Annotated in this window: 23 protein-coding genes; 9 read left to right on the plus strand and 14 right to left on the minus strand. The window is 70.9% G+C overall.

The annotated features are described in order from the left end of the window. The 4 genes from ACH54P_RS37345 to ACH54P_RS37360 form a co-directional block, all read right to left on the minus strand. A complete protein-coding gene (locus ACH54P_RS37345; RefSeq protein WP_489916857.1) occupies positions 1-1554 on the minus strand; it encodes an acetolactate synthase large subunit in 1554 nt (517 codons plus the stop codon). Between the two features lie 5 nt (positions 1555-1559). Then, positions 1560-2945, minus strand: coding sequence for an FAD-binding oxidoreductase (locus ACH54P_RS37350; RefSeq protein ID WP_489907995.1), 1386 nt, complete (start codon positions 2943-2945; stop codon positions 1560-1562). Positions 2946-3024: 79 nt separating this feature from the next. Further along, entirely contained in the window at positions 3025-4584 is a 1560-nt protein-coding gene (locus ACH54P_RS37355; RefSeq protein ID WP_489907996.1) for a multicopper oxidase family protein, read from the minus strand. Then, positions 4581-4931: a hypothetical protein gene (locus tag ACH54P_RS37360; RefSeq protein ID WP_489907997.1), complete on the minus strand. Its 351-nt coding sequence runs from the start codon at positions 4929-4931 to the stop codon at positions 4581-4583. The genes ACH54P_RS37355 and ACH54P_RS37360 overlap by 4 nt, the downstream gene beginning before the upstream one ends. A 77-nt stretch (positions 4932-5008) precedes the next feature. On the opposite strand from ACH54P_RS37360, the gene ACH54P_RS37365 reads away from it, so the two are divergent. Beyond that, entirely contained in the window at positions 5009-5884 is an 876-nt protein-coding gene (locus ACH54P_RS37365; RefSeq protein ID WP_489907998.1) for a LysR family transcriptional regulator, read from the plus strand. Between the two features lie 32 nt (positions 5885-5916). Here the strand turns inward: ACH54P_RS37365 and ACH54P_RS37370 are convergent, their stop codons facing one another. Continuing rightward, complete coding sequence (locus tag ACH54P_RS37370; protein ID WP_489907999.1) at positions 5917-6672, minus strand: PE-PPE domain-containing protein; 756 nt, start codon at positions 6670-6672, stop codon at positions 5917-5919. A 154-nt stretch (positions 6673-6826) separates the two neighbouring features. On the opposite strand from ACH54P_RS37370, the gene ACH54P_RS37375 reads away from it, so the two are divergent. Continuing rightward, a complete protein-coding gene (locus ACH54P_RS37375; protein WP_489908000.1) occupies positions 6827-7648 on the plus strand; it encodes an aldo/keto reductase in 822 nt (273 codons plus the stop codon). 538 nt (positions 7649-8186) lie between these two features. On the opposite strand, the gene ACH54P_RS37380 is transcribed toward ACH54P_RS37375, so the two are convergent. Next, a complete protein-coding gene (locus tag ACH54P_RS37380) occupies positions 8187-8684 on the minus strand; it encodes a DUF3830 family protein (RefSeq protein WP_013229621.1) in 498 nt (165 codons plus the stop codon). A 2-nt stretch (positions 8685-8686) separates the two neighbouring features. Further along, positions 8687-9943, minus strand: coding sequence for an aspartate aminotransferase family protein (locus ACH54P_RS37385; protein WP_489908001.1), 1257 nt, complete (start codon positions 9941-9943; stop codon positions 8687-8689). Between the two features lie 92 nt (positions 9944-10035). Between ACH54P_RS37385 and ACH54P_RS37390 the strand changes: the two genes are divergently transcribed. Genes ACH54P_RS37390 through ACH54P_RS37400 form a run of 3 tightly spaced genes read left to right on the plus strand, consistent with a single transcriptional unit; the run spans position 10036 to position 13085 of the window. Next, a complete protein-coding gene (locus ACH54P_RS37390; protein WP_489908002.1) occupies positions 10036-11499 on the plus strand; it encodes an NAD-dependent succinate-semialdehyde dehydrogenase in 1464 nt (487 codons plus the stop codon). Continuing rightward, positions 11496-12554, plus strand: coding sequence for a tartrate dehydrogenase (locus tag ACH54P_RS37395; protein ID WP_489908003.1), 1059 nt, complete (start codon positions 11496-11498; stop codon positions 12552-12554). The genes ACH54P_RS37390 and ACH54P_RS37395 overlap by 4 nt, the downstream gene beginning before the upstream one ends. 60 nt (positions 12555-12614) lie before the next feature. Beyond that, positions 12615-13085 carry a DUF4262 domain-containing protein gene (locus ACH54P_RS37400; protein WP_489908004.1) on the plus strand — a complete coding sequence of 157 codons (471 nt, stop codon included), beginning with the start codon at positions 12615-12617 and terminating at the stop codon, positions 13083-13085. Between the two features lie 139 nt (positions 13086-13224). On the opposite strand, the gene ACH54P_RS37405 is transcribed toward ACH54P_RS37400, so the two are convergent. From ACH54P_RS37405 to ACH54P_RS37415, 3 genes are read right to left on the minus strand one after another with little or no spacing between them, the layout of a single operon-like run. After that, the gene (locus ACH54P_RS37405; protein WP_489908005.1) at positions 13225-13944 is read right to left on the minus strand and encodes a GntR family transcriptional regulator; all 720 of its coding nucleotides are present in this window, start codon (positions 13942-13944) and stop codon (positions 13225-13227) included. A gap of 1 nt (position 13945) precedes the next feature. Further along, positions 13946-14692, minus strand: a complete 747-nt coding sequence (locus ACH54P_RS37410) for a maleate cis-trans isomerase family protein (protein ID WP_489908006.1) — start codon at positions 14690-14692, stop codon at positions 13946-13948. A gap of 60 nt (positions 14693-14752) precedes the next feature. Continuing rightward, positions 14753-15493 (minus strand): maleate cis-trans isomerase family protein, encoded by a 741-nt coding sequence (locus ACH54P_RS37415; protein WP_489908007.1) that lies wholly within the window; start codon positions 15491-15493, stop codon positions 14753-14755. A 101-nt stretch (positions 15494-15594) separates the two neighbouring features. Here ACH54P_RS37415 and ACH54P_RS37420 point away from each other — a divergent pair, with 101 nt between their 5' ends. The 3 genes from ACH54P_RS37420 to ACH54P_RS37430 are packed head-to-tail and all read left to right on the plus strand — an operon-like array spanning position 15595 to position 18289. Then, the gene (locus ACH54P_RS37420; RefSeq protein WP_489908008.1) at positions 15595-16596 is read left to right on the plus strand and encodes a D-2-hydroxyacid dehydrogenase; all 1002 of its coding nucleotides are present in this window, start codon (positions 15595-15597) and stop codon (positions 16594-16596) included. After that, the gene (locus ACH54P_RS37425; protein ID WP_489908009.1) at positions 16593-17975 is read left to right on the plus strand and encodes an amidase; all 1383 of its coding nucleotides are present in this window, start codon (positions 16593-16595) and stop codon (positions 17973-17975) included. Before ACH54P_RS37420 ends, ACH54P_RS37425 begins: the two co-directional genes overlap by 4 nt. 56 nt (positions 17976-18031) lie before the next feature. Continuing rightward, positions 18032-18289, plus strand: a complete 258-nt coding sequence (locus ACH54P_RS37430; protein ID WP_489908010.1) for a hypothetical protein — start codon at positions 18032-18034, stop codon at positions 18287-18289. A gap of 316 nt (positions 18290-18605) precedes the next feature. On the opposite strand, the gene ACH54P_RS37435 is transcribed toward ACH54P_RS37430, so the two are convergent. Further along, on the minus strand, positions 18606-19283 hold the full coding sequence (locus tag ACH54P_RS37435; RefSeq protein WP_489908011.1) for an ArsR/SmtB family transcription factor: 678 nt from the start codon (positions 19281-19283) through the stop codon (positions 18606-18608). A gap of 57 nt (positions 19284-19340) precedes the next feature. Here ACH54P_RS37435 and ACH54P_RS37440 point away from each other — a divergent pair, with 57 nt between their 5' ends. Then, positions 19341-19793: a MaoC family dehydratase gene (locus ACH54P_RS37440; RefSeq protein WP_489908012.1), complete on the plus strand. Its 453-nt coding sequence runs from the start codon at positions 19341-19343 to the stop codon at positions 19791-19793. On the opposite strand, the gene ACH54P_RS37445 is transcribed toward ACH54P_RS37440, so the two are convergent. From ACH54P_RS37445 to ACH54P_RS37455, 3 genes are all read right to left on the minus strand, one after another. Beyond that, the gene (locus ACH54P_RS37445; protein ID WP_489908013.1) at positions 19771-21003 is read right to left on the minus strand and encodes an MFS transporter; all 1233 of its coding nucleotides are present in this window, start codon (positions 21001-21003) and stop codon (positions 19771-19773) included. The genes ACH54P_RS37440 and ACH54P_RS37445 overlap by 23 nt on opposite strands. After that, a complete protein-coding gene (locus ACH54P_RS37450; RefSeq protein ID WP_489908014.1) occupies positions 21000-21539 on the minus strand; it encodes an ArsR/SmtB family transcription factor in 540 nt (179 codons plus the stop codon). Before ACH54P_RS37450 ends, ACH54P_RS37445 begins: the two co-directional genes overlap by 4 nt. Before the next feature lie 79 nt (positions 21540-21618). Beyond that, a complete protein-coding gene (locus ACH54P_RS37455) occupies positions 21619-23022 on the minus strand; it encodes a hypothetical protein (protein ID WP_489908015.1) in 1404 nt (467 codons plus the stop codon). Between the last annotated feature and the right edge of the window lie 18 nt (positions 23023-23040).

Here is a 23040-nt window from a genome sequence, read left to right on the forward strand (position 1 = left end):
TCAGAGCAGCGGCGGCACCACCGCGTCGATGAGGTGCGGGCCGGGCTCGGCGAAGGCCCGCTGCAGCTGCTCGGCCAGCTCTTCGGCGGTGGTCGCCCGCGTCGCGGGGACGCCCATGCCTTCCGCGATCTTCACGAAGTCCATGTCCGGCCGCGAAAGGTCGAGCAGGTCGTTCGCCTTCGGGCCGCCCGACGCCGCCCCGACGCGCTGCAGCTCCATCCGCAGGATCGCGTACGCGCGGTTGTTGAGCAGCACCGTCGTGACGTTCAGGTTCTCCCGCGCCTGGGTCCACAGCGCCGAGATCGTGTACAGCGCGCTGCCGTCGGACTGCAGGTTCAGCACCGGCCGGTCCGGCGCGGCGACGGCCGCCCCGGTCGCCACCGGCATGCCGTAGCCGATCGCGCCGCCGGTCAGCGTGAGGACGTCGTGGCGCGGCGCGCCGGCCGTCGCCATCGGCAGCATCAGGCCGGACGTGTTGGCCTCGTCGGCGATGATCGCGTTCTCCGGCAGCAGCGCTCCGATGACGTCGACCCAGTTCTGCGGGGTCAGCGGCCCGCTGGGCAGCGCGGGCCGGGACGCCTGCGCCACCACGGGTTCGGTGTCCGCGGCGACCACGTCGGCGACCTCGTTCAGCGCGCGCGTGACGTCCTGGCCGACCGAAGCGAGCGTGTGCACCTTCGCGCCTTCGGGCACCAGGTCGCTCGGCTTGCCCGGGTAGGCGAAGAACGACACCGGCGCCTTCGTGCCCGCGACGACGACGTGCTTGATCCCGTCGAGCTGGTAGGCGACCTGCTCGGCGAGGTAGCCGAGCCGTTCGATCGCCGGCAGTCCTTCGCCGCGCTCGAGCCGCGAGGGGAACGTCTCGACGAACACCTTCGCGCCGGTCGCGGCGCCGATCCGGCTGGCCGCGCGCAGTCCTTCTTCGCGGCACGCGCCACCGCCGATGAGCAGGGCCACCGGCTCCCCGGTGCCGAACACCGCGGCGACGTCCTTGACGGTCGTCGCGTCCACGGCCTGCGGCACGCGCGGCGGGACCGGCGCGCACGTCTCGCCGCCTTCGCCCCACGAGGCGTCGGCGGGCAGGATCAGCGTGGCGACGCGGCCGGGCGCGTCCTGCGCGGCGGCGACCGCGGCGGCGGCGTCCGCCCCGACGTCCTTGGTGTGCTCCGAGCGGCGCACCCAGCCTTCCAGCGAGCCCGCGATGGCGTCGATGTCCGACTCGAGCGGCGCGTCGTACTGCTTGTGGTGGGTCGCGTGGTCGCCGACGACGTTGACGATCGGCGTGTGCGCGCGGCGCGCGTTGTGCAGGTTCGCCAGGCCGTTGCCCAGGCCGGGGCCGAGGTGCAGCAGCGTCGCGGCGGGCTTGCCGGCGATCCGCGCGTACCCGTCGGCGGCCCCCGTGACGACGCCTTCGAACAACGCGAGGACACCGCGCATCTCGGTCACGGTGTCGAGCGCCGCGACGAAGTGCATCTCCGACGTGCCGGGGTTGGCGAAGCACACCTCGACGCCGGCGTCGACCAGCGTGCGGATCAGGGACTGGGCGCCGTTCATCTCGCTCATGCAATTCCTTCAGGGAAGAGAACGCCGGGGTTGAGGATCCCGGCCGGGTCGAAGCTCTGCTTGATCCGGCGCATCAGCTCGATCTTCGCCGGGTCTTCGAGTTCCTGGTGGTAGTGCGCCTTGGTGCGGCCGAGGCCGTGCTCGCCCGAGATCGCGCCGCCGAGTTCCATGGCGTAGGCGAAGATGTCGGTGAGCAGCTGCTTCCGCTTGGCGTCGTCCTTGCAGAAGATGCCGAGGTGGACGTTGCCGTCGCCGGCGTGGCCGCAGCCGAGCGCGCCACCACCCGCGGCCATCGCCAGCTCACGCGCTTTCGCGATGAACTGCGGCATCGCGGTCCGTGGCACAACGACGTCGATGATGTCGTCGGCGCCGGCCGCCTTCGCGGTCCAGAAGGCCTTCTCGCGCGCTTCGATGAGCTTGCGCGCGGCGGGGCCTTCGAGAACGTAGACGTCGGTCGCGCCCAGCTCGCCGAGCAGCTCCCCGACCGTCTCGATGTCCTCTTCGAGCCGTCCGGTCTCACGGTTTTCCAGCGCCACCACGAGGTACGCCTCGCTCGTCTCGCGGACCTTGTCCGGCACGCCCAGCTCGAGCTTCTCGTTGTAGACGATCGCCGCCATCGTCAGGTTGTCGATGTACTCGAGGATGTGCGGCGCGAGCCCGCTGGAGAGGATCTCCGGCACGGCGGCCATCACCTGGCCGAAGTCGCCGAACGGCGCCAGCACCGTGGCGCCGTGGGCCAGCCGCGGGTGCAGCTTGACGGTGATCTCGGTGGCCAGCGCGAGGGTGCCTTCGGAGCCGATGATCAGCTGCGTGAGGTCGTAGCCGGTGGAGATCTTGGACGTCTTGCCGCCGGTCCGGATGATCTCGCCGGTCGGCAGCACGGCCTGCAGGCCGAGCACGTTGTTGCGGGTGACGCCGTATTTCACGGCGCGCATCCCGCCGGCGTTGGTGCCGACGTTCCCGCCGACGCTCGCGCTCAGCTCACCCGGGTAGACGGTGTAGCTGAGGCCGGCTTCGGCGGTCTTGGCGTCGAGTTCGGCGAGCGTGACCCCGGGCTGGACGACGGCGACGTGGTTGCCGGTGTCGACCTCCAGGACGGCGTTCATGCGCTCGAACGAAATCAGCAGCCCGTCTTCCCGGGGCCGCGCGGCCCCCGAAAGTCCGCTGCCGGATCCTCGGGCCGTCACGGGCACGTTGTACTCCGAAGCCGCCTTCAGCAGCTCCGAGACTTCTTCCGCGGTTGCCGGCTTCGCGACGTACGCGGGCTTCTGCGGCTCCGCCGTCAGCGCTTCGTCGTGCGCGTAGTCCTCGGAGATCGCCTCACCCGTGAGCAGGTTCTTGTCTCCGACGATCTCGGCCAGCCGTGCCGCCACGTCGCCCATAGACAGCCTCTTCCTCTGCGCCGTTGCTGTGGTTACCGCAGCGTAGTACGTACCGCCGGTACGCCGCCATGAAGGTTTTTCACGTTAGCTCGAAGTTGGCCATCATCCCCATGTCTTCGTGCTCCGCGTTGTGGCAGTGGAACATGTACCGGCCCCGGTAGCCGTCGAACCGGGCGATCACCTCCACCGCTTCGCCGGGGCGCAGGTCGACGGTGTCCTTGAGCCCGCCGTCGAACGGCCCGGGCTCGTGGCCACCGCGGGAAAGCACCGTGAACTGCACCAGGTGCAGGTGGATCGGGTGGTGCACGTCCGCCACGAACCGCCAGATCTCGACGTCACCGAAGCGGGGCCGGGCGTCGATCCGGGACGGCGAGTACGGCTGCCCGCCGATCAGCCAGCCGTGCCGGTCGCCCGACGGCCCGCCGCGGAAGGAGAAGTCCCTGGTCACGGCGGCTGCCGTGCGCTCGAGCGGGTCGATTTCGCTCAGCCGGCCGGGAATGTGGCTGTCCTCCGTGCCGCGACGGGCGACGCGGAACCGCATCACGTGCGCGGTGCCGCCGGTGCCCGCCCGGTTGACCAGGGTGACCTCGGTGCCCACCGGGTAGCGGCCGAAGTCGACGACGACGTCGTACCGCTCGGCCGGCGCGATCGGCAGGTGGTCGTGCCCGCGCGGCGCGTCGAGCAGGCCCTGGTCCGAGCCGATCTGCGTGAACGCCGGGCCGTCCGGCGGTGGCGGGTCGAGAGCGAGGTCGTAGCGGCGGGCGTTGGACGCGTTGAGCACCCGCAGCCGGTGCCGCGTCGCGGACACCCCGGCCACCGGCCACGGCGCGCCGTTCACCAGGATCACGTCGCCGAGCACGCCCGCCGCGTAGGGCTCTTCGACGCCGGGCACGGCGCTCAGCGTCGTGTCGAGGGAGGGGTAGCGCATCGAACCGTCCGCGGCGAACGCCCGGTCGGTGAGCATGAGCGGCAGTTCCCGTTCGCCGCGCGGCAGCGGCAACGCGTCCTCTTCGGCGTCCCGGACGAGGTGGAACCCGGCCAGGCCGCGGTGGACGGCCGGCCCGGTGAAGTCCATCCGGTGATCGTGGTACCAGAGCGTCGATGCCCGCTGCCGCAACGGGTACACGTAGTCGCGGACGCCCCGGGTGATCTTCGCGTCCGGGTCGAGCATGCCCTTGTGCGCCGTGCGCCAGCCACCGGCGGGCAGCACGAGGTCGGTGGCGTAGCCGTCGGACTCCGGGGGCGTGCGGCCGCCGTGCAGGTGGACCACGGTCGGCACCGGGAGTTCGTTGCGGTGGCGGACGATCGCCGTCCGGCCGCTGCGTGACTCGATCGTCGGCCCGGGGAAAGTGCCCTGGTAGCCCCAGATCGGCGTGCGCAGGCCGGGCAGGATCTCCGCGGTGGCCGCCCGCTGGAGGATTTCGTACCGGTCGGCGTCGGCGTCGCGCGCGACCGGCGTGAGGACCGCCGGGATCGGCAGCGGGACCTGGAACGGCGCGGGCAGCGGCACCTCGCTGGTCAGCAGTTCCCCGGTGACCGCCGCCCGCCCGAGCAGCCGCGGCCCGGTGAGCCCGGCGGCCACGACGAGGCTCGCGCCGCCGGCCAGGCCGAGGAACCGGCGCCGGGACAGCCCGCTCATCGCCACACCCCGACCAGGACGAGCACGGCCAGGCTGACCAGCGCGACGCCCAGCGGAACGTGCAGGTCGAGGGCGCCGGCCAGCCCGGCGAAGTACTGCGCGGTCTCGCCGAGGAGCAGCAGCAGGCTCGCCCAGAACAGCCACCGCGGGCCGCCGCGCCACCAGAGCAGCGCCGTCAGCAGCACCTGGGCCAGTCCCAGGGAGAAGACCAGGTCCGCGCCGAACCGGTGCAGCGCCAGCATGCCGTAGTCGCCGGTCAGGTAGCGGCCGGCGAAGACCGGCTGGCCGAAGATCGCGATGGCGTGCGTGGTGACGAACCCGCGGGCGAGGTGTCTTGCCTTGATCACACGATCGAAGCTAGGTCCGTGGATCTATGCTGTCCAAGACCGAATACGGCATCGAATCATGACTCCAAGGCTATGAAATGGACCTGCTCCAGCTCCGCTACTTCCAGGCGGTTGCCCGCCGCGAGCACCTCAGCCGGGCCGCCGCCGAACTCCGCGTCGCGCAGCCCTCCCTCAGCCGCGCGATCGCCCGGCTCGAGGCCGATCTCGGCGTGCCGTTGTTCGACCGGGTGGGGCGCGGGCTGCGGCTCAACCGGTTCGGCGCCGGCTTCCTCCGCCGTGTCGACCGGGCGCTGGCCGAGCTGGACGACGCCCGCCGCGAGCTGGCCGACGCCGTGGGACTGGACCACGGCAGCATCGCCGTCGCCGCGGAAACCCTGCTCACGCTCACCGGGGTGGTCACCGAGTTCCGCGCGGCGCACGCGGGCGTCGACATCCGGCTCTACCAGTCCTCGGCCACGGAGATGGCGCACCAGCTGCGCACCGGCGAAGTCGATCTCTGCTTCGCCTCCCAGCCGCTGCCCGGCCCGGACCTGCGGACGCGGGAACTGCTGCGCGAGGAGGTGCTGCTCGCCGTGCCGGTCGGGCACCGGCTCGCCGGGCGGAAACGGGTGCGGCTGGAGGAGCTGGCGGGCGAACCGTTCGTCACCACCCGTCCCGGCTACTGGCCGCGCGAGCTGGCCGACCGGCTGTTCGCGGCCGCCGGGCTGCGCCCCGCATACACCTGCGAGAGCGACGAACCCGGCGCCACCGGAGACCTCATCGGCGCGGGCCTCGGCGTCGGTCTGGTGCCCGCGTACTCCCGCGGCGCCACCCACATCCCGGGCGTCTGGCTGCACCTCGACGTCCCGGACTGCCATCGCACCCTGAGCCTCGTCTGGCGAGCGGACGCCTATTTTTCCGTTGCAGCGCAACGGCTGTCCGACTTCGCGGCGGAGTTCTTCGGCCGCCGGTAGGGCGGGCGCCGGAGCGCCCGCCCTTCAGGAGATCAGCCGACCGGCCACGGCGGACGGCAGTTCTGGCGGTCCAGGCGTTCCGACGCGTTCGTGTACACGCCGTTGGCCAGGGTGTCGGCCATGATCGGGTTCTGCCAGTAGCACTGGTGCTGCGCGAAGTACCCGCCCGCCGCTTCGATCGTGTCGAAGTGGCAGACGCCGTCGGTCTCGATGCAGTAGCGGATGAACGGGATGCCCCCGAAGTCCACCCGGCCCGGCCCGAACGACACGTACCCGCCGAACGGCGACGGCGCGCCCGCCCCCGCCGGCAGCACGGCGCTGATGCCGCGCCCGGGCGGTCCGACCGGCTGCATCGGGTCGGCGTAGATCTTCGCGGAGAACCGGCTCCGGTCGACGCCGAGCGTGTCGTCGGCGATGTCGTTCAGCACCAGGTTCGCCACGATCGCGCCCTGCGAGTAGCCGACCACGGTGAACTCGGCGCCCGGGTTCTCGGCGAACGACTCCTGGACCACGCGCTTGGCGGACTCGTGCCCGATCGCGACGCTCTGGTCCATCGGGGTCTGGTCGCAGCCGGGCAGCCCCGCGGCGCCGGCCGGGTACGGCACGACCTTGCGGATCCCGCCCCGCAGCCAGGAGTCCTGGTAGGTGTTGGCGTTCCCGTCGCAGGTGCCGCCGATCAGGATGTAGTAGTGCGCGTCTTCGGCGTGCGCGGCCGGTGTGGTGACGAGCCCGGTGACGAGCGCCACCACCGCCGCGCCGATCAGCGAAAGCCGTTTCGGATTTTTCACTTCGCAGTCCCCTCCGTCAGTTGATCACTGCCCGGCGGACGTTAGGGAGGGTCGATGAAATCCGGATGAAACGCGTGATCAGCCGATTACCGACCAGGATTTAGCTCAGGCTAAATCTCTGGTGGGTGACGCCGAGGCGGGCGAAGCTTCCGGCATGACCTCGACCTACACCTTCGAAGACGGCTTTTCCGTGCGGCGGCTGGGGTTCGGCGCCATGCGGCTGACCGAGTGGGACCACGTGCCGTCCGGCGCCGCCGCCGTCGCGCGCCGCGCGGCGGAGCTCGGCGTGACGTTCTTCGACACCGCCGACGCCTATGACCTGGGACTGAACGAGGAGCTGCTGGCCGACGCGCTCCACCCGTACGAAGGACTGTTCATCGCGACGAAGTGCGGCCACGCGCGCCCGAGCCGGGGCGAGTGGGTGCCGCTCGGCCGGCCCGAATACCTCCGGCAGCAGGCGGAACTTTCGTTGCGACGGCTGCGCGTCGACCGCCTCGACCTGCTGCAGCTGCACCGCCTCGACCCGAAGGTGCCGCTCGCCGACCAGATCGGCGCCCTCGCCCGGCTGCGGGACGAGGGCAAGGTCGCCCGGATCGGGTTGTCCGAGGTCAGCGTCGCGCAGCTGGCCGAAGCGCGGGCCATCGCGCCGATCGCGAGCGTCCAGAACCGGTACAACCTGACGGACCGCGCGTCCGAGGACGTGCTCGGCTACTGCGAGCGCGAGGGGATCGCGTTCGTCCCGTGGCTGCCGATCGCGCGGGGTGACCACGCGACGGCGGGCGGAGCGCTCGGGAAGATCGCGGCCGACCTCGGCGCGACACCCGCCCAGGTGTCCCTCGCCTGGTTGCTGCACCGTTCCCCGGTGATGATCCCCATTCCCGGTACGTCGTCGATCGCGCACCTCGAGGAAAACTGCGCCGCCGCCGAAATCGCGCTTTCCGACGACGATTTCCGGCAGTTGGGCGCGTCGGCGTGAAAGCGGCCCGGCCGCGGTTTCCCGCGGCCGGGCTCGGCGTTCCGGCTGCGTCAGACGAGCCAGCCCAGAACGTGCGCCAGGTGCGCCAGCGCGCCCGTGATGATGTCGTGGCAGTAGTGGGCGTGCTGGGTGAACATCTGCATGGAATGGCTCCTCGTCGAATGACTCATGATTCCCTGGAGTGCTCCCCGTGGGGAGCGGAATCAGATTCGCACCGTGCTGGCGAAGTGTCAAAAAGCTATTCCCGGGAGAGTTCCCCGCTCCGGAATCTTCCCATGCTAAACACGTAATCCCTTCGTGTTTGTCGCCGGGGTGCCCTGGTCGGCGGTCAGCCACTGTGGGTAACAGCCGGAGGGATCATCACCCTCGGTAATGCCGGCCTTGATCCGGCATCCTGGGCAGTCGCGTAACTCGATCTGGTGATCACCCGCCACGAAAGGTGAGTCTCCGACGATCACTCTTTCGAGTGGTCCAGCCCAGTAAAAAAGGACGCCGGGTGCGTCAGCCGCACCCGGCGTCCTGGTGGTGGGAAAGGGATTCAGGCTCGCGCGAACGAGAGCGTCTCGCCCTCGACACCGCGCAGCCACAGGTCCTGCGCGGCCGCCGCCATCTCGGCGAGGCCTTCCTCGATCGTGGCGAACACGTTGCCGGGCACCCAGCCCGCGTCGCCGTTGATCAGCAGGTTGTTGCGCCCGTAGAAGATCGCGAGGTCGGTCGCGCCCTGGTCGCTGTGCGCCTCGCTGTCTTCGTCGTAGCCGTACGCCGGGTTGCCGATCTCCCAGGCCTCGAAGCCGAAGTACACGACGTCGCCGGGGATCGGCGTGATCGTCGGGTTCTCCCGTCCCGGCTTGGGTTCCGCGAACGGCGGCACGAGCGTGTAGACCTCGTTGCGCGCGTACTTCGCGTGGTAGGCCGAACCGCTCTGCGGCAAGGCGTCCCACACGGCTTTGCAGGTGCGGGGTGCCTCGTCGTCCAGCAGCCGGGCCCGACAGGAAACCCCGCGCTTGTCCAGCGTGATCGTGATGTACCGGGCCATGGTCAGCTCCCCGTGACCGAAGCGACGACGTCTCCCCAGATGCGCAACGCGTCGTCGACCTGCTCCGCGTCGACGACGAGGGGCGGCACCATGCGGACGACGTTCATGTACGGCCCGCAGGTGAGCAGCAGCAAGCCGCTCTTCGCCGCCGTCTGCTGGGCGGCCGCCGCGGTCGCGGCGTCCGGTTCGCCGTCGGCGGTGGTGAACTCCGAGCCGACCAGCAGGCCGAGCCCGCGCACCTCGCCGATGGCCGGCGTCTTGTCCGCGATCACCCGCGCGCCTTCGAGCAGCTGGCGCCCACGCTCGGCGGCGTTCTCCACCAGGTTCTCCTGCTGGATCACCTCGAGCGTCGCGATCGCCGCGGCGCACGAAACGGCGTTGCCGCCGTAGGTGCCGCCCTGCGAACCGGGGAACGCCTTCGCCATCAGCTCCTGCGAAGCGGCGATGCCGGACAGCGGGAAGCCGCTTGCCAGGCCCTTCGCGATGAGGACGATGTCCGGCGAGACGTCGAAGTGGTCGTGGCCCCAGAACTTGCCGGTGCGGCCGAAACCGGTCTGGATCTCGTCGACGACGAGCAGGATGCCGTGCCGGTCGGCGCGCTCGCGCAGCCCGGCCATGAACTCCGTGTTCGCCGGGACGTACCCGCCTTCGCCGAGGACCGGCTCGACGAACATCGCGGCGGTCTCGTTCGGCGCGCTGACGGTCTGGAACAGGTAGTCCAGCTCGCGCAGCGCGAACTTCGTCGCGGTCTGCTCGTCCCAGCCGTAGTGGTAGGCGTAGGGGAACGGCGCGACGTGCACGCCCGCCATCAGCGGCCCGATGCCGGCGCTGAACCGGGTGCCGGACGTCGTCATGCTCGCGGCCGCGACCGTCCGGCCGTGGAAGCCGCCCTGGAAGACGATGACGTTCGGGCGTTTTGTCGCCTGCCGCGAAAGCCGCAACGCCGCTTCGACCGCTTCGCTGCCCGAGTTCGCGTAGAAGAGCGAGTCGAGCCCGCTCGGCAGGACGTCGCCCAGCCGGTTCGTCAGCTCCAGCAGCGGTTTGTGCATCACCGTCGTGTACTGCCCGTGGACGAGCTTGCCGATCTGCTCCTGCGCGGCCCGGACGACGTGCGGGTGGCAGTGCCCGGTGCTCGTGACGCCGATCCCGGCGGTGAAGTCGAGGTGGCGTTTGCCGTCGACGTCGTAGAGGTAAACCCCTTCACCGTGGTCGACCACGACGGGCGTTGCCTGCTTGAGCAGCGGAGATAGCTGGGCCATGGCAGCGGGCTCCTAGGTCGGTCTTGCGGGTTGTCGATTGTTGACAATATCCATAGCATGGCCCTCGGGACAACACGTGAGGAGCAGTCGGGATGAGCGCGAGCACCGAGTCCGGCGTCGTCGAGGCGGTCGGCAAGGAACTGTTCATCGGCGGCAAGTGGGTCGCCGCCGAGTCCGGGAAGACGTTCCCGGTGGTCGACCCGGCCACCGGCAAGGAGCTGTGCCAGGTCGCCGACGCCTCGCCGGCGGACGGCGTCGCCGCGCTGGACGCCGCCGTCGCCGCGCAGGCCGACTTCGCGAAGATGGCGCCCCGCGAGCGCGGCGAGATCCTGCGCCGCGCGTACGAGCTGCTGATGAAGCGCCAGGAAGAGCTCGCCCTGCTCATGACGCTGGAGATGGGCAAGCCGCTCGCCGAGTCGAAGGGCGAGATCGCCTACGCCGCCGAGTTCTTCCGCTGGTTCGCCGAGGAGGCCGTCCGCATCGACGGCGGCTACGCGACCGCCCCGAACGGCTCGGGCCGGTTCCTCATCACGAAGCAGCCGGTCGGGCCGACGCTGCTGATCACGCCGTGGAACTTCCCGATGGCGATGGGCACCCGCAAGATCGGGCCGGCGATCGCCGCGGGCTGCACGTCGGTGATCAAGCCCGCCGCGCAGACGCCGCTGTCGATGCTCGCGCTGGCCGGCATCCTCGCCGAGGCGGGGCTGCCCGAGGGCGTGCTCAACGTCGTCACGACGAGCGACTCCGGCGGCGTGATGGAACCGCTGATCCGCGACGGCCGGGCCCGCAAGCTCTCCTTCACCGGCTCCACCGGCGTCGGCCGGAAGCTGCTGGAGCAGTGCGCGGACAAGATCCTCCGCACGTCGATGGAGCTGGGCGGCAACGCGCCCTTCCTGGTCTTCGAAGACGCCGACATGGACGCGGCCGTCGAAGGCGCGATGCAGGCGAAGATGCGCAACATCGGCGAAGCGTGCACCGCGGCGAACCGGTTCTACGTGCAGCGCGGCGTCGTCGACGAGTTCGCGCGGCGGCTGACCGAACGCATGCAGGCGCTGCCGATGGGCCGCGGCACGGAGAAGGACGTCGTGGTCGGCCCGCTGATCGACGACAAGGCCGTCGACAAGGTGACGGAACTGGTCAAGGACGCCACCGACCGCGGTGCTCGGATCCTGACCGGCGGTTCGGGCGTCGACGGGCCAGGTCACTTCTACCAGGCCACCGTGCTCACCGACGTCCCGCAGGAGGCGCGGCTGACGCACGAGGAGATCTTCGGGCCGGTCGCCCCGATCACGCCGTTCGACACCGAAGAAGAGGCGGTGGCGAAGGCGAACGACACCGAGTTCGGGCTCGTTTCCTACGTCTTCACCAGCGACCTCAAGCGCGCGCTGCGCGTCTCCGAGGCCCTCGAAGCCGGCATGATCGGCCTCAACCAGGGCATCGTGTCGAACCCGGCGGCACCGTTCGGCGGGATCAAGCAGTCCGGTCTCGGCCGTGAGGGCGGCTCGGTCGGCATCGACGAGTTCCTCGAGACCAAGTACATCGCGGTGGCCCTGTGAAGGCCTACCGGCTGGCGAGCATCCCCGGCGACGGGATCGGCGTGGACGTCACGGTGGAGGCCCGCAAGGTCCTCGACCGGGCGGCCGCCCGGTTCGACTTCTCGGTGCAGTGGACGGAGTTCGACTGGAGCTGCGAGCGCTACGCCCGGCTCGGGTCGATGATGCCGGACGACGGCGTCGCGCAGCTCTCGGAGTTCGACGGGATCCTGCTCGGCGCGGTCGGTTTCCCCGGCGTTCCGGACCACGTTTCGCTGTGGGGCCTGCTGATCCCGCTGCGGCGCGCGTTCTCCCAGTACGTCAACCTGCGCCCGGTGCGGCTGCTGCCGGGCACGACGTCCGTGCTGGCCGGGCGGAAGGCCGAGGAGCTGGAGCTGGTCATCGTCCGCGAGAACTCCGAAGGGGAGTACTCCGCGATCGGCGGGCGGCACAACGCCGGGCGGCCGGACGAATTCGTCCTGCAGGAGTCGGTTTTCACGCGTGTAGGCGTTTCGCGGATCATCCGGTACGCGTTCGAGCTGGCGCGGACGCGGTCTTCCCGCGTCTGCTCGGCGACGAAGTCGAACGGCCTCATCCACTCGATGCCGTTCTGGGACGAGATCTTCGCCGAGATCGCGGCCGAGTACCCCGATGTCCACAGTGAACAAATGCACGTGGATGCGTTGGCAGCGCGGATGGTCCAGGCGCCGGACCGGCTCGACGTCGTGGTGGCGTCCAACCTCTTCGGCGACATCCTGAGCGACCTCGCGGCCGCGATCACCGGCGGCCTCGGCATGGCACCGTCCGGCAACATCAACCCATCGGGTGAATTCCCGTCGATGTTCGAAGCGGTCCACGGGAGCGCTCCGGACATCGCCGGGCAAGGCATCGCCAACCCCGTCGCGCAGATCCTGGCGGCCGCGATGCTGGTCGAACACCTGGGCGAAACCGTTGCCGCGCAAGCGATCCGGACCGCGGTGGACCGGGTGCTCGACGAGGGCCGGGTGCGCACCCCCGACCTCGGCGGCACGGATACCACAGAACGGCTCGGCACGGCGGTGGCCGAAGCGCTGGGCTGAGTTTTTGTCGGTGCCCTCCGGCACGGTGGTCGCGAGTCCACCGAGGGGGAGGAGAAACCGATGTGCTGGCAGTGCGACAACCCGGACCGGTCCCGGTCCGATTACCTGACACTGCTCCGGGAAGGCGTCGCCGACCGGGGCTGGCTCGTGCAGGGAGTGGAGAGATCGGGGCCGTACCCGCCGTGGGCCTACACGATCGGCCTCAGCGGGTTCGGCCTGCCCGAGCTGGTCGCGACGGGCCTGTCGCTGCGGGCGGCCGCCGAACTGCTCAACGGCATGGCCGAACACTCCCTGCACGCGTCGCCCCCGTCACCGGGGGACCGCATCCCGCTGCGGGGCGGCCCGCTGATCGAGGTGGTCCCGCTCGCGGAGCCGTCGGCGCACCTGGTGTTCGCGGTCGCGTTGTACGGCCCGGAAATCCGCGCGCTGCAACTGGTCCACGCGGACGCCCGAGGCCGCTGGCCGTGGTCCCCGGACTTCCGCGACGGCGAAGGCGGTCAGCCGGTCCTGGGAGCCCGCCATGCCCGCTGATATGCCCCCGCAATCACCCGCAATGCCCCACCAGTCACACCCGATGCCCCGCCAATCACGCGTGTCGTCCGTCCAGGTACGCGAGTCGTCCGTCCAGGTACGCGTGTCGTCCGTCCGGGCACGCGTGTCGGCCCTTCGGTCACGCGTTTCCCGGTACCGGCGGGGCGTGCCCGTCCGTGAGGCTGGTGCCCGGCGCGAGCCGCTGCACGGCGTCCTCCATGTGGGCCTCGAGCAACGTCAGCGCCGTCTCTTCGTCGCCGTCGCGCAGGGCCTGGATGAGCTTCGTGTGCTCCTCCACGCGTTCTTCGACCCGCTGGTACGTGCTCTGCAGCGCGGTCAGGCACATCCGCGTCTCGATGAGCAGGGTCCGCGCCATCCGCACGAGCCGCTTGCTGCCGGAGGCGTTGATCAGGGCCTCGTGGAACTTCAGGTCCGCGGTGGAGAGCGCACTCGGGTCGTCCTCACTGGCGGCGGTCGCCATCTCCGCGACGGTGTGCTCGAGCACGTCCGCGATCCGGTCGCGTTCCCCGCCACGCAGCGCCCGGAGCATGGCGGCGCGTTCGATCGCGGAGCGCGCGGCGTAGATGTCGTAGACGTCGCCCGGCTCGAGGTCGATCACGAACAGCCCGCGGTGCCGTTCGCTGCGCAGGAGTCCTTCGGACACCAGGTGCTGCATGGCTTCCCGGAGCGGCCCCCGTGACACCTGGAACCGGGAGGCCAGCTCGGTCTCGCCGAGCTGGGTGCCGGGCGGGAGCGCGCCGGTCATGATCGCGTCACGCAGCTGGCGCGCGATGACGGCGGCGGTCGACTCGCGGCTGACCGGTTCGATCTCGGGCAACATGCCCGGTGGCAGGGCCATGTCAGGCGCTCCGGTTCGGCAGATGTCGGAACAGGGCCCCGAGCGAGCGGACGAGCCGGTGCTGCCCGGTCAGGCGCAGGCCCTCCCAGACGGTGACCTGGTTGGCGGTCAGCACGGGCTTGCCCAGCGCGGCCTCGACGGCGTTGATCTCGCCGAGGGTGCGCATGGCGGTGTCCGGCACGAGGACCGCGTCGGCGTCGGGGTGGTCGTGGCTCACGGCGAGCTCGACGACGGCCTCCGGGGTCATCGCGCCGACCTCGGCGGCGGTGACGATGTCGGCGCTGGCCATCGAGACGACCTCGATGCCGCCGGCCTTGAGGAAGTCCACGAACAGCCGGGCGATGTCGTCCGGGTAGCTGGCGGCGACGGCGACGCGCTTGACGTCCAAGGCACGCGCGGCGTGCACGAACGCGAAGGAGGTGCTGGAAGCCGGGACCCCGGCGACGGCGGCGAGGCGGTCGGCCTGGTCGCGGGCGCCGTCCCAGCCGTAGACGAAGCTGCCGCTGGTGCAGGCCCAGATCACGGCGGCGGGCTCGTGCTTCTTGAGCAGGGCGGCGCCGTCGGCGAGGCGGCTCTCGCTGCCGAGGTCGAGCAGCTCGGCCACCGCGTGCTTGTCGGTGCCGTAGATGTGCTCGACGGCCAGCCGGATGTCGCCCTCGTCGGCGGCCATGCCGCCGAGCAGCTGCTCGGCCAGCGGGTAGTCGTCTTCGGCCGCGTGGTCGGGGTAGATGAAACCGATGGTGGTCACGGAACCTCCGGAGGGGACGCAAATTGTCGACAATCCTAGAGGGGAGGTCAAGGAAAACCTTCACGACACGTCACGAAGCCACTTCCCGGGTCCGACGATGGGGAGGTTCATGCGGCGCAGGCACGCCCACATGGTCAGCTGGTTGGCCGTGAGCACCGGTTTGCCGAGCGCGGCTTCCAGCGGCTCGATCAGGTCGTAGGTGGGGAGGTTGGTGCAGCTGACGAAGATCGCTTCGGCGTCGCCGTGGTCGGCGGCGAGGATGCGCTCGGCGATGGTCCGGTAGCTGACCTTCCAGATCCCGCCGCCCAGCCCGAGGTGGTCGCTGGCGACCGTCTCGACGCTCAGCTCGGTGAGGAAGTCGTGCAGCGCCGTGGTGAGGTCGGCGTCGTACGGCGTCAGCACCGAGACGCGGTGGAGGTCGAGCTGGTGCAGCACCTCGGCCAGCGCGCCCGAGGTGGTGACGGCGTCCGGCGCGCCGGCGTCGCAGATCGCCTTCGTCAGCGAACGCTCGTAGTCGACGCCGTTGACGAAGCTGCCCGACGTGCAGAGGTAGGCGACAACCTCCGGCTCGACGTGCAGCACGTCGCGCGTGGCGCTGGCCAGGTGGTGGCTGTCGCTGACGAGGCGCGCCATCTCCATGCTGACCGGCACGGGTTCGTACGGCGTGCGGGCGAGGTGGAGGGACACCTCCATCGGCACCCAGCGCCAGAGCTCGCGCTCCAGCGCGAGGTCGAACGGGGCGATCACGCCGATGCCCCGCTGCGCCAGCGGGCCGTCGAACGCCAGGAAGTCGAAATCCAAGGCTCAGCCTCCGGAATACGTCTGTGCTTGACACGTCCGGTGCTCCGGGGGTCGTTCCTCGGATTGTTGACAATCATACGAGTGACTTTTACCGTGTCAACGTGATCGCCTCGGAAGACCGGGAAACTCCTCCCGTCGTGGCAGTGCTCTGCGGCGAGTCCCGCCCACCGGACATGCGTGCTGTCGAATCCGGGGCGGTCGTGCGTTACACGGACGCGGCGGGCCTGGCCGAAGCGTTAACCGGAGCCGATGCCCTCTTCGTCTACGACTTCCTCTCCACGGCCGTGCCGGGCGCCTGGCACGCGGCCGACCGGCTGCGCTGGCTCCACATCGCCAGCGCGGGCGTCGACCCGGTGCTGTTCCCCGGCCTGCGGGAGAGCGACGTGGTCCTGACGAACTCGCGGGGCGTCTTCGACGACGCCATCGCGGAGTACGTGCTGGGCGTCGTGCTCGCCTTCGCGAAGGACTTCGCGCGGTCGCACGACCTGCAGCGCGAGGGCCGCTGGCTCCACCGCGAGAGCGAGCGGATCGCCGGGCGCGAGGTGGTGGTCGTCGGCACCGGGCCGATCGGCCGGGCCATCGCGCGGCTGCTGCGCGCCGCCGGGATGCGGGTGAGCGGCGCCGGGCGCCGGGCCCGCACCGGCGATCCGGACTTCGGCGTCGTGCACGAGTCTTCGCAGCTCACCGAGTTCCTGCCGCACGCCGACTACGTCGTCGCGGTGGCGCCGCTGACCGAGCACACCAAGGGCATGTTCGACGCGCGCGCGTTCGCCGCGATGAAGCCGTCGGCCCGGTTCGTGAACGTGGGCCGGGGCGAGCTGGTGGTGACGTCCGACCTGGTCGCGGCGCTCGAGAACCGGTCCATCGCCGGGGCCGCGCTCGACGTGTTCGACACCGAGCCGCTGCCGGCCGAGAGCCCGCTGTGGAGCATGCCGGACGTGCTGGTCTCGCCGCACATGTCCGGGGACTTCATCGGCTGGCGGAACACGCTGGTCGAGGTGTTCACCGAAAACTTCCGCCGCTGGCGCGCTGGGGAGCCGCTGCGCAATGTCGTCGACAAGACGCTCGGCTACGTGCCGTCGGGGAACCAGGGAGCCGGATGAACGACAGGATGCTGACCGCCAGCGAGCTCGTCGCCGCCTACGCGACCGGTGAGCTTTCACCGATCGAGGCGACGCAGAACGCGTTGCAGGCCATCGAGGCCCGCGACGGCGAGTGCAACGCGTTTTGCCTCGTCGACGCCGATCGGGCGCTGGAACAGGCCAAGGCGTCCGAGATCCGCTGGCGGGACGGCAACCCGATCGGCTTGCTCGACGGCGTCCCCGCGTCGATCAAGGACATGTTCCTCACCCAGGGCTGGCCGACCGTCCGCGGCTCGAAGAGCATCAGCCCGGACCAGCCGTGGGACGTCGACAGCCCGGTCGCCGCGCGGATGCGCGAGGCCGGCCTGGTGCTGCTGGGCAAGACGACGACGCCCGAAATCGCCTGGAAGGGCGTCACGGACAGCCCGCTGCAGGGCATCACGCGCAACCCGGCCGACCCGTCGAAGACGGCGGGCGGGTCGAGCGGCGGCAGCGCCGCGGCCGTCGCGGCCGGGATGGGCGAGCTGTCCGTCGGCACCGACGGTGGTGGCTCGGTGCGGATTCCCGCGTCGTTCTGCGGGATCGTCGGGCTCAAGCCGACCCACGGCCGGATCCCGCTGTACCCGGCGAGCCCGTTCGGCCCGCTCTCGCACGCCGGTCCGATGGCCCGGTCGGTGGACGACACGGCGTTGCTGCTCGACGTGCTGTCGATGCCCGACCACCGCGACCCGGCCGCGCTGGCGCCGCCGGTGGCGTCGTTCCGCGAGGCGGTCCGGCGCGATGTGCGCGGCCTGATCGCCGCGTTCTCGCCGACGCTCGGCTACGTCGACGTCGACCCGGAGGTCGCCGCGATCGTCGCGCAAGCCGTGCGCGCGCTGGGCGACGCGGGTCTGCACATCGAGGAGACGGACCCCGGCTTCGCCGACCCGAAGCCGGCGTTCGACATCCTGTGGTCGTCGGGGGCGGCGAAGCTGCTCGACTCGTTCCCGCCGGGTTCCGAAGACCGCACCGACCCGGGGCTGCGCAAGGTCTGGGAGCTCGGCCGCACGTGGACGGCAAGCGACTACCTGGACGCGACCGCCGAGCGGGCCGCGCTGGGCATCCTGATGGGCGAGTTCCACACCCGCTACGACGTGCTGATCACCCCGACAGTCCCGATCGCCGCGTTCGAAGCGGGGCACAACGTGCCGCCCGGCAGCGGGCTGAGCGAGTGGCCGGAGTGGACGCCGTTCACGTACCCGTTCAACATGACCCAGCAGCCGGCGATCAGCGTCCCGGCCGGCCACACGTCGGCGGGGCTGCCGGTGGGCCTGCAGATCGTCGGCCCGCGCCACTCGGACGACCTGGTGCTGGCTGTGGCGAAGCTGCTGGAGGAAGTCCGGCCGTGGGCGCCCGCCTGACCACGTAAGGGTGAAACGGGGGCCGGAGCGGCGAAAGCTGTGCCACTGTCGGCCGGGTGAACGCTCCAGGCTGGCGCTACGAAAGAGCCATTCCCACGGTCGACCCGGCCGGCGACCCGACCCGCATCATCGTCGGCTTGATCAACCAGGGCGACGGGCTGTCCGCGGCTTTGCGACTAGACGACGGCAAGGCAGCCTTGGTCCCCCTCGAAACGGGCGGCGAGCTGCTGCAGGCACTGAGGGAGACCCTGGAGAGCTGGTGGCGCCTGGACGGCCACCGCGACCGGACCCCCGAGTCCAGCACAGGCCGCTAGACGGGAACGCCTGCCGCCGCGAAGGCCAATAGCAGCCGCGGTCGGCGATCCCGCGCAGACGGTGGAAGTAGCCGCGGTCGACGGCCCCGCACAGGCCGGTAGGCGACGCGGTCGGCTCCTGCGAAGGTCGGTGGAAGTGCTGCGGGTCGGCGCTCCGGCGCGGGTAGGAGCCTGGTCAGCGGTCCCGCGGGCCCCTCGAGGCAGCCTCGATCGGCCGATCCTGTCTATCGGCGGGCTCGGACAGTCCGGCCCTCGCGAAGGCTCAAGGCCGAAGTTATCCACAGCAGGCCGAACATGGGGACAACCGGCAGCGCAGTCAACCAAGACCGAGGTCGGCCAGCCGATTCCGTCCCGTCTCGGTGATCCGCAACGCCCGGCCACCCGGGCGGCGTCGCAGCCAGCCCGTCTCGAGCAACGCCGTCAGCAGAGCCGTTCCCAGGGCTCCGGCGAGGTGGGCCGTGCCGTGGGACCAGTCGAGGCAGGCTCGGACCGCCGGTCCTGGCCCGCGCAGCTCGAGGATTCCGAGCGCCGTCAGCAGTGGGTGGTCGAAAGTGCGTACCGGGCCCGTCTCTCCAGGGGCCAGCTCGTCGACGACGCCGTCCTTGCGGAGCAGCTCGGCCAGGTCGATGCCCAGCTGCCCGGCCAGGTGGCCGTAACAGGCTCGGGCTCGCAGGAGGGGCCCGGCCGGTGGGTCGGGCTGGAGACGGTCCGGCAGGCGGGGTGGGGCGAGCGCGGCCAGGGCCTCGATGAGCTGGGCCACCTCCGGGCCCGCGAGGCGGTGCAGGCGCCGGCGTCCGGCGTCGGTGGCCTGGACCAAGCCCGCGTCGCACAGGCGGCGCAGGTGGGTGCTCGCCGTGGAGGGGGCGATGCCCGCGACCGTCGCCAAGGCCCTGGCCGAATGCGCGGCGCCGTCCATCAGCTGCAGGAGCATCGCCGCGCGCGCCGGCTCGCCGATCGCCTGGGCGACCGAGGCGATGTCGGGCTCCCCGGGCATGGGAGCCAGCGTAACCGTTCGCTCCGGATCGAAGGGTTTCTGTGGCACGCTGCGGCCATGACGAGCGATCGCTACTTCGAGGACTACGTCCCGGGCGTGACCTACGGCTGCGGCAGCGTCGAGGTGACCGAGGCCGAGATCCTCGAGTTCGCCCGGCGCTACGACCCGCAGAGCTTCCACGCCGACCCGGCCGCGGCCGTGGCCGGGCCGTTCGGCGGGCTCATCGCGAGTGGCTGGCACACCGCGAGCCTGATGATGCGCCTGTTCGCGGACCACTACCTGTCCACTGTGTCCAGTCTGGGCAGCCCGGGCGTCGACGAGCTGCGCTGGCCGCGCCCGGTGCGGCCGGGGGCGGTACTGCGCCTGCGGGCCACCGTGACCGAAGCGCGGCTCTCCCGCTCGAAGCCGGACCGGGGGCTGGTGCGCACCCGCGCCGAGTTCGTCGACGTCGCCGACGAGGTCGTGTTCAGCGCGAACCTGCTCAACCTCATTCTGGTGCGTCCGGGCTGACCGGCGCGCGCCGGACCAGGCCGCGGACCTGCGGGTTGGCCACGACGAGCGCGGTCGCGCCGACGACCAGGGCCGCGCCGCCGAGCAGCGTCGGCTCGCGACCGGCGTGCTCGGCCAGCGGGCCCGCGGCGATCTGGCCGAGCGGCATCGCGACGAACGAGCCGAGCATGTCGTAGGAATACACCCGCGCGAGCTTCTCGGGCGGGACGTTTTCCTGCAGCGACACGTCCCACGCGACGGCGAACTGCTCGATCGCGACGCCCGAGAGGAACATCGCGAACAGCAGCGGCAGCAGGTACGGGCTCTCGCCGAGGGCGAGCATCGGCAGCGCGTCGACCATGACCAGTGCGACGCCGATCAACAGCATCCGCCGCGGTTGCCAGTGCGCGGCGACGACGCCGCCGAGCAGCGACCCGGCGGTCTGCACGGCCAGCGCGAGCCCCCAGCCGGTGCGGCCGAAGGTGTCGTCGGCGACCAGCGGGCCGATCACCAGCAGCGCGCCCGCGTTCACCGCGTTGACCACCATGAACTGCAGCACCACGAGCCACACCCACGACCGGGCGCGGAACTCGCGCCAGCCTTCGGCGAGTTCGGCGAGCGGGCGGCGGCCCGGGACCCGTTCGCCGCGCGGCAGCCGGATCCGGCGGTACATCAGCGCGGCGGTGAGGAAGAGGACGGCGTTCCCGGCGAGCGCCCAGCCGGACCCGGCGAAGGCGACGAGGACGCCGGCGAGCCCGGCACCGGCGATGCGGCCGGCGTTGGACAGCAGCCGGACCAGCGCGTTCGCCTGGGCGAGCAGCGAGGTGGGCACGGTCAACGGCGTGAGCGACGCGGCGGCGGGCAGCGAGATGGCGGAGACGGCGCCGTTGACGAGGCTGAGCCCGACCAGCAGCGGGATCGAGGCGAATCCACAGAGGACACTCGCGGCGATGGCGGCCTGCGTGAGGGCGGCGGCGGTTTCGGTGCCCTGCAGGATCACCGACCGCGGCAACCGGTCGGCGAGCATTCCGCCGAAGAGCACGAGCAGCACGTTGGCCAGCGACCGCGCCCCGACGACGATGCCGAGGTCCACGGCCGACCCGGTCAGATCGACGACGGCGAAGGCCAGCGCGAAAGGCGCGACGGCGTTGGCGAAGTCGGCGAAGGTCCGCCCGCTGACGAGGGCACGGAAGCGAGCCTCTCGCAGCGGGGCGAGCAGCGGAGTGGTCACGAGCTCGGCTCCGGCACGGCGGCCACCTCTGATACCGCAGTCAGCTCGAACAGGGCCAAGCTCGCGCTGACCCGCACCGTCCCCGGGGTTCTCGGGGGCTGGGCCGCGTCGTGCAGTTCCTGGCTCAACGCCGTTGCCTGCTTCAAAACCCGCGCCCACGCCTCCGGATCCACCCAAAGCTCCGCGTCCGTCAACGACGCCGGCCGGTCCGGGGCTCGCTGGCTCGCCCGGCGGAGCAGTTCCTCCGCGATCGCCTTCGTCAGGAGCTGCTCTTCGCCCGGCTCGCGGCTCGTGAACCGCCGGCCGGAGTCGGGGTGGTGGCGGTAGCGCTTGGCTCGGCCGCCGCGGATCCGGACTTCCTCCGCGACCTCCAGCAGGCCCGCGTCGTGCAGGCGGCGGATGTGGTAGCTCGTGTTCGCCTGCGTGTCGCCGAGTTCGCGCGCCGCTTCGGCGGCGCTCATCGCCGTGCCCGTCAGGAGGGACAGGATCCGCATCCGCAGCGGGTGCGCCAGTACGCGCAGGTGGTCGTGGGGCATGGACCCCAGTCTGCCACGACCGTCAAAGACTTATTTGGGGGTGGCTCCGGAGGGCCGCAGCCCTCCGGAGCCGACATCGTCACGACAGGGGCGCGCTCACGTGGTCGAGCGTCCAGTTGCTCGCGCCGGCGGTCCCCTCGTTGCAGTAGTAACTGTGCAGGGTGTTGCCGAAGACGTGCTGGAAGACGCACGCCGACCCGTTGCCGTAGACCGGTCCGCCGGGGATCTCGAAGAACTGGCCGGTCGGGCTGGTCGAGGTGAGCACCCGGGTCTTCCAGACGTTGGTCTGCTCCAGCGTCTCCACGGCCAGGTAGTACACCGACCCCACCTTGATCACGTGGGGCGCGGCGACGACGTCGCGGGAGTACGCGACGAGGGTCCCGAGGTCGGCCGGGTTGGTCTGCAGCAGCGCGTCGAAGGACGCGGCGCTCTTGACACGGATCTCCTTGCGCCCGTTCGCCTCCCGGAACCAGTACAGGTACACGGTCTGCGTGTCCGGGTCGCGGAACAGCGTCGGGTTGCCGTTGATCACCGTCATTTCCTTGACCAGCGGCACGAAGGAGGTGAACTGCGTGCCGTCGAGCCCGTCCGTGCTCTTGCGCCCGACGATGTAGTACGCGCCGCCGTCCGGGTTGCCGCCGCACCAGTAGACGTTGTGCACCAGCCCGATCGTGTTGTCGGGGTTCAGCAGCGCACAGCCCCACCGCTCACCGGTGCCGGAGAGCAGCGGCGTGGTCGACTGCGTCCACGCGGTCGCGTTCAGGTCGTTCGTCCGCGCGATGCCCAGGCCGGAGCACTCGTGGTGGCCGAAGTAGCCGAGGTAGCGGAAGCCCTGGTTGATCGACGGCGACTGCGCCGGGTTGACCTCCAGCACGCTGAACGTGTGCGGGTGGTCGTCGTTGCCGCTCCACGAGACCGGGCTCAGCACCGACTTCTGCGGCGTGCCCAGGGTGAAGTAGCCGGTCTCCGGTGTCGCCGACTGCTGGGCGAAGGCGTAGAACAGGAAGGTCTTGTTCTGGTAGCCGAGCGCCTGCAGCTGCGCGTCGGTGAACTCCCCGGTCCGCACGGTGAGCCAGTCCTTGTCGCCCGGGTGCCACCAGCGGTGCACCGCCACGGTTCCGGTGCGCTGCGTGGGAAACGCGTAGTACTGGAACGTCTTGTTCTGGTACCCCCAGGTGGTCATCTGCGCGTCCGAGGCCATGCCGGCGGGCATGTCGATCCAGTCCTTGTCGGCCGGGTGCCACCAGCGGAACACCTCGACCATGTCGCCGCCGCCGATCAGGCTGACGTAGAACTGCGGTGCGGTCGGGGCCTGGTAGCCGTAGGACTGCAGCTGCGCGGCGGTCGGCTGGTTGCCGTGCGCGGGTACGGACAGCCAGTCCTTGTCGACCGGGTGCCAGTACCGCCGGACCGCGGACGGTGCGCCGCTTCCGGGCTGCAGCGTCAGCAGTTCCTCGGTGCGCTCGACGGATTCAGTGCTCATGACGTCCTCTCCCCAATG

The sequence above is a fragment of the Amycolatopsis sp. N2S4-7 genome (genome assembly GCF_058119595.1).

Coding starts and splice junctions, on each gene's coding strand:
- ACH54P_RS37345 (WP_489916857.1), bottom strand. CDS start 1,554: ATGAACGGCGCCCAGTCCCTGATCCGCACGCTGGTCGACGCCGGCGTC.
- ACH54P_RS37350 (WP_489907995.1), bottom strand. CDS start 2,945: ATGGGCGACGTGGCGGCACGGCTGGCCGAGATCGTCGGAGACAAGAAC.
- ACH54P_RS37355 (WP_489907996.1), bottom strand. CDS start 4,584: ATGAGCGGGCTGTCCCGGCGCCGGTTCCTCGGCCTGGCCGGCGGCGCG.
- ACH54P_RS37365 (WP_489907998.1), top strand. CDS start 5,009: ATGGACCTGCTCCAGCTCCGCTACTTCCAGGCGGTTGCCCGCCGCGAG.
- ACH54P_RS37375 (WP_489908000.1), top strand. CDS start 6,827: ATGACCTCGACCTACACCTTCGAAGACGGCTTTTCCGTGCGGCGGCTG.
- ACH54P_RS37380 (WP_013229621.1), bottom strand. CDS start 8,684: ATGGCCCGGTACATCACGATCACGCTGGACAAGCGCGGGGTTTCCTGT.
- ACH54P_RS37385 (WP_489908001.1), bottom strand. CDS start 9,943: ATGGCCCAGCTATCTCCGCTGCTCAAGCAGGCAACGCCCGTCGTGGTC.
- ACH54P_RS37390 (WP_489908002.1), top strand. CDS start 10,036: ATGAGCGCGAGCACCGAGTCCGGCGTCGTCGAGGCGGTCGGCAAGGAA.
- ACH54P_RS37400 (WP_489908004.1), top strand. CDS start 12,615: ATGTGCTGGCAGTGCGACAACCCGGACCGGTCCCGGTCCGATTACCTG.
- ACH54P_RS37405 (WP_489908005.1), bottom strand. CDS start 13,944: ATGGCCCTGCCACCGGGCATGTTGCCCGAGATCGAACCGGTCAGCCGC.
- ACH54P_RS37425 (WP_489908009.1), top strand. CDS start 16,593: ATGAACGACAGGATGCTGACCGCCAGCGAGCTCGTCGCCGCCTACGCG.
- ACH54P_RS37435 (WP_489908011.1), bottom strand. CDS start 19,283: ATGCCCGGGGAGCCCGACATCGCCTCGGTCGCCCAGGCGATCGGCGAG.
- ACH54P_RS37440 (WP_489908012.1), top strand. CDS start 19,341: ATGACGAGCGATCGCTACTTCGAGGACTACGTCCCGGGCGTGACCTAC.
- ACH54P_RS37450 (WP_489908014.1), bottom strand. CDS start 21,539: ATGCCCCACGACCACCTGCGCGTACTGGCGCACCCGCTGCGGATGCGG.
- ACH54P_RS37455 (WP_489908015.1), bottom strand. CDS start 23,022: ATGAGCACTGAATCCGTCGAGCGCACCGAGGAACTGCTGACGCTGCAG.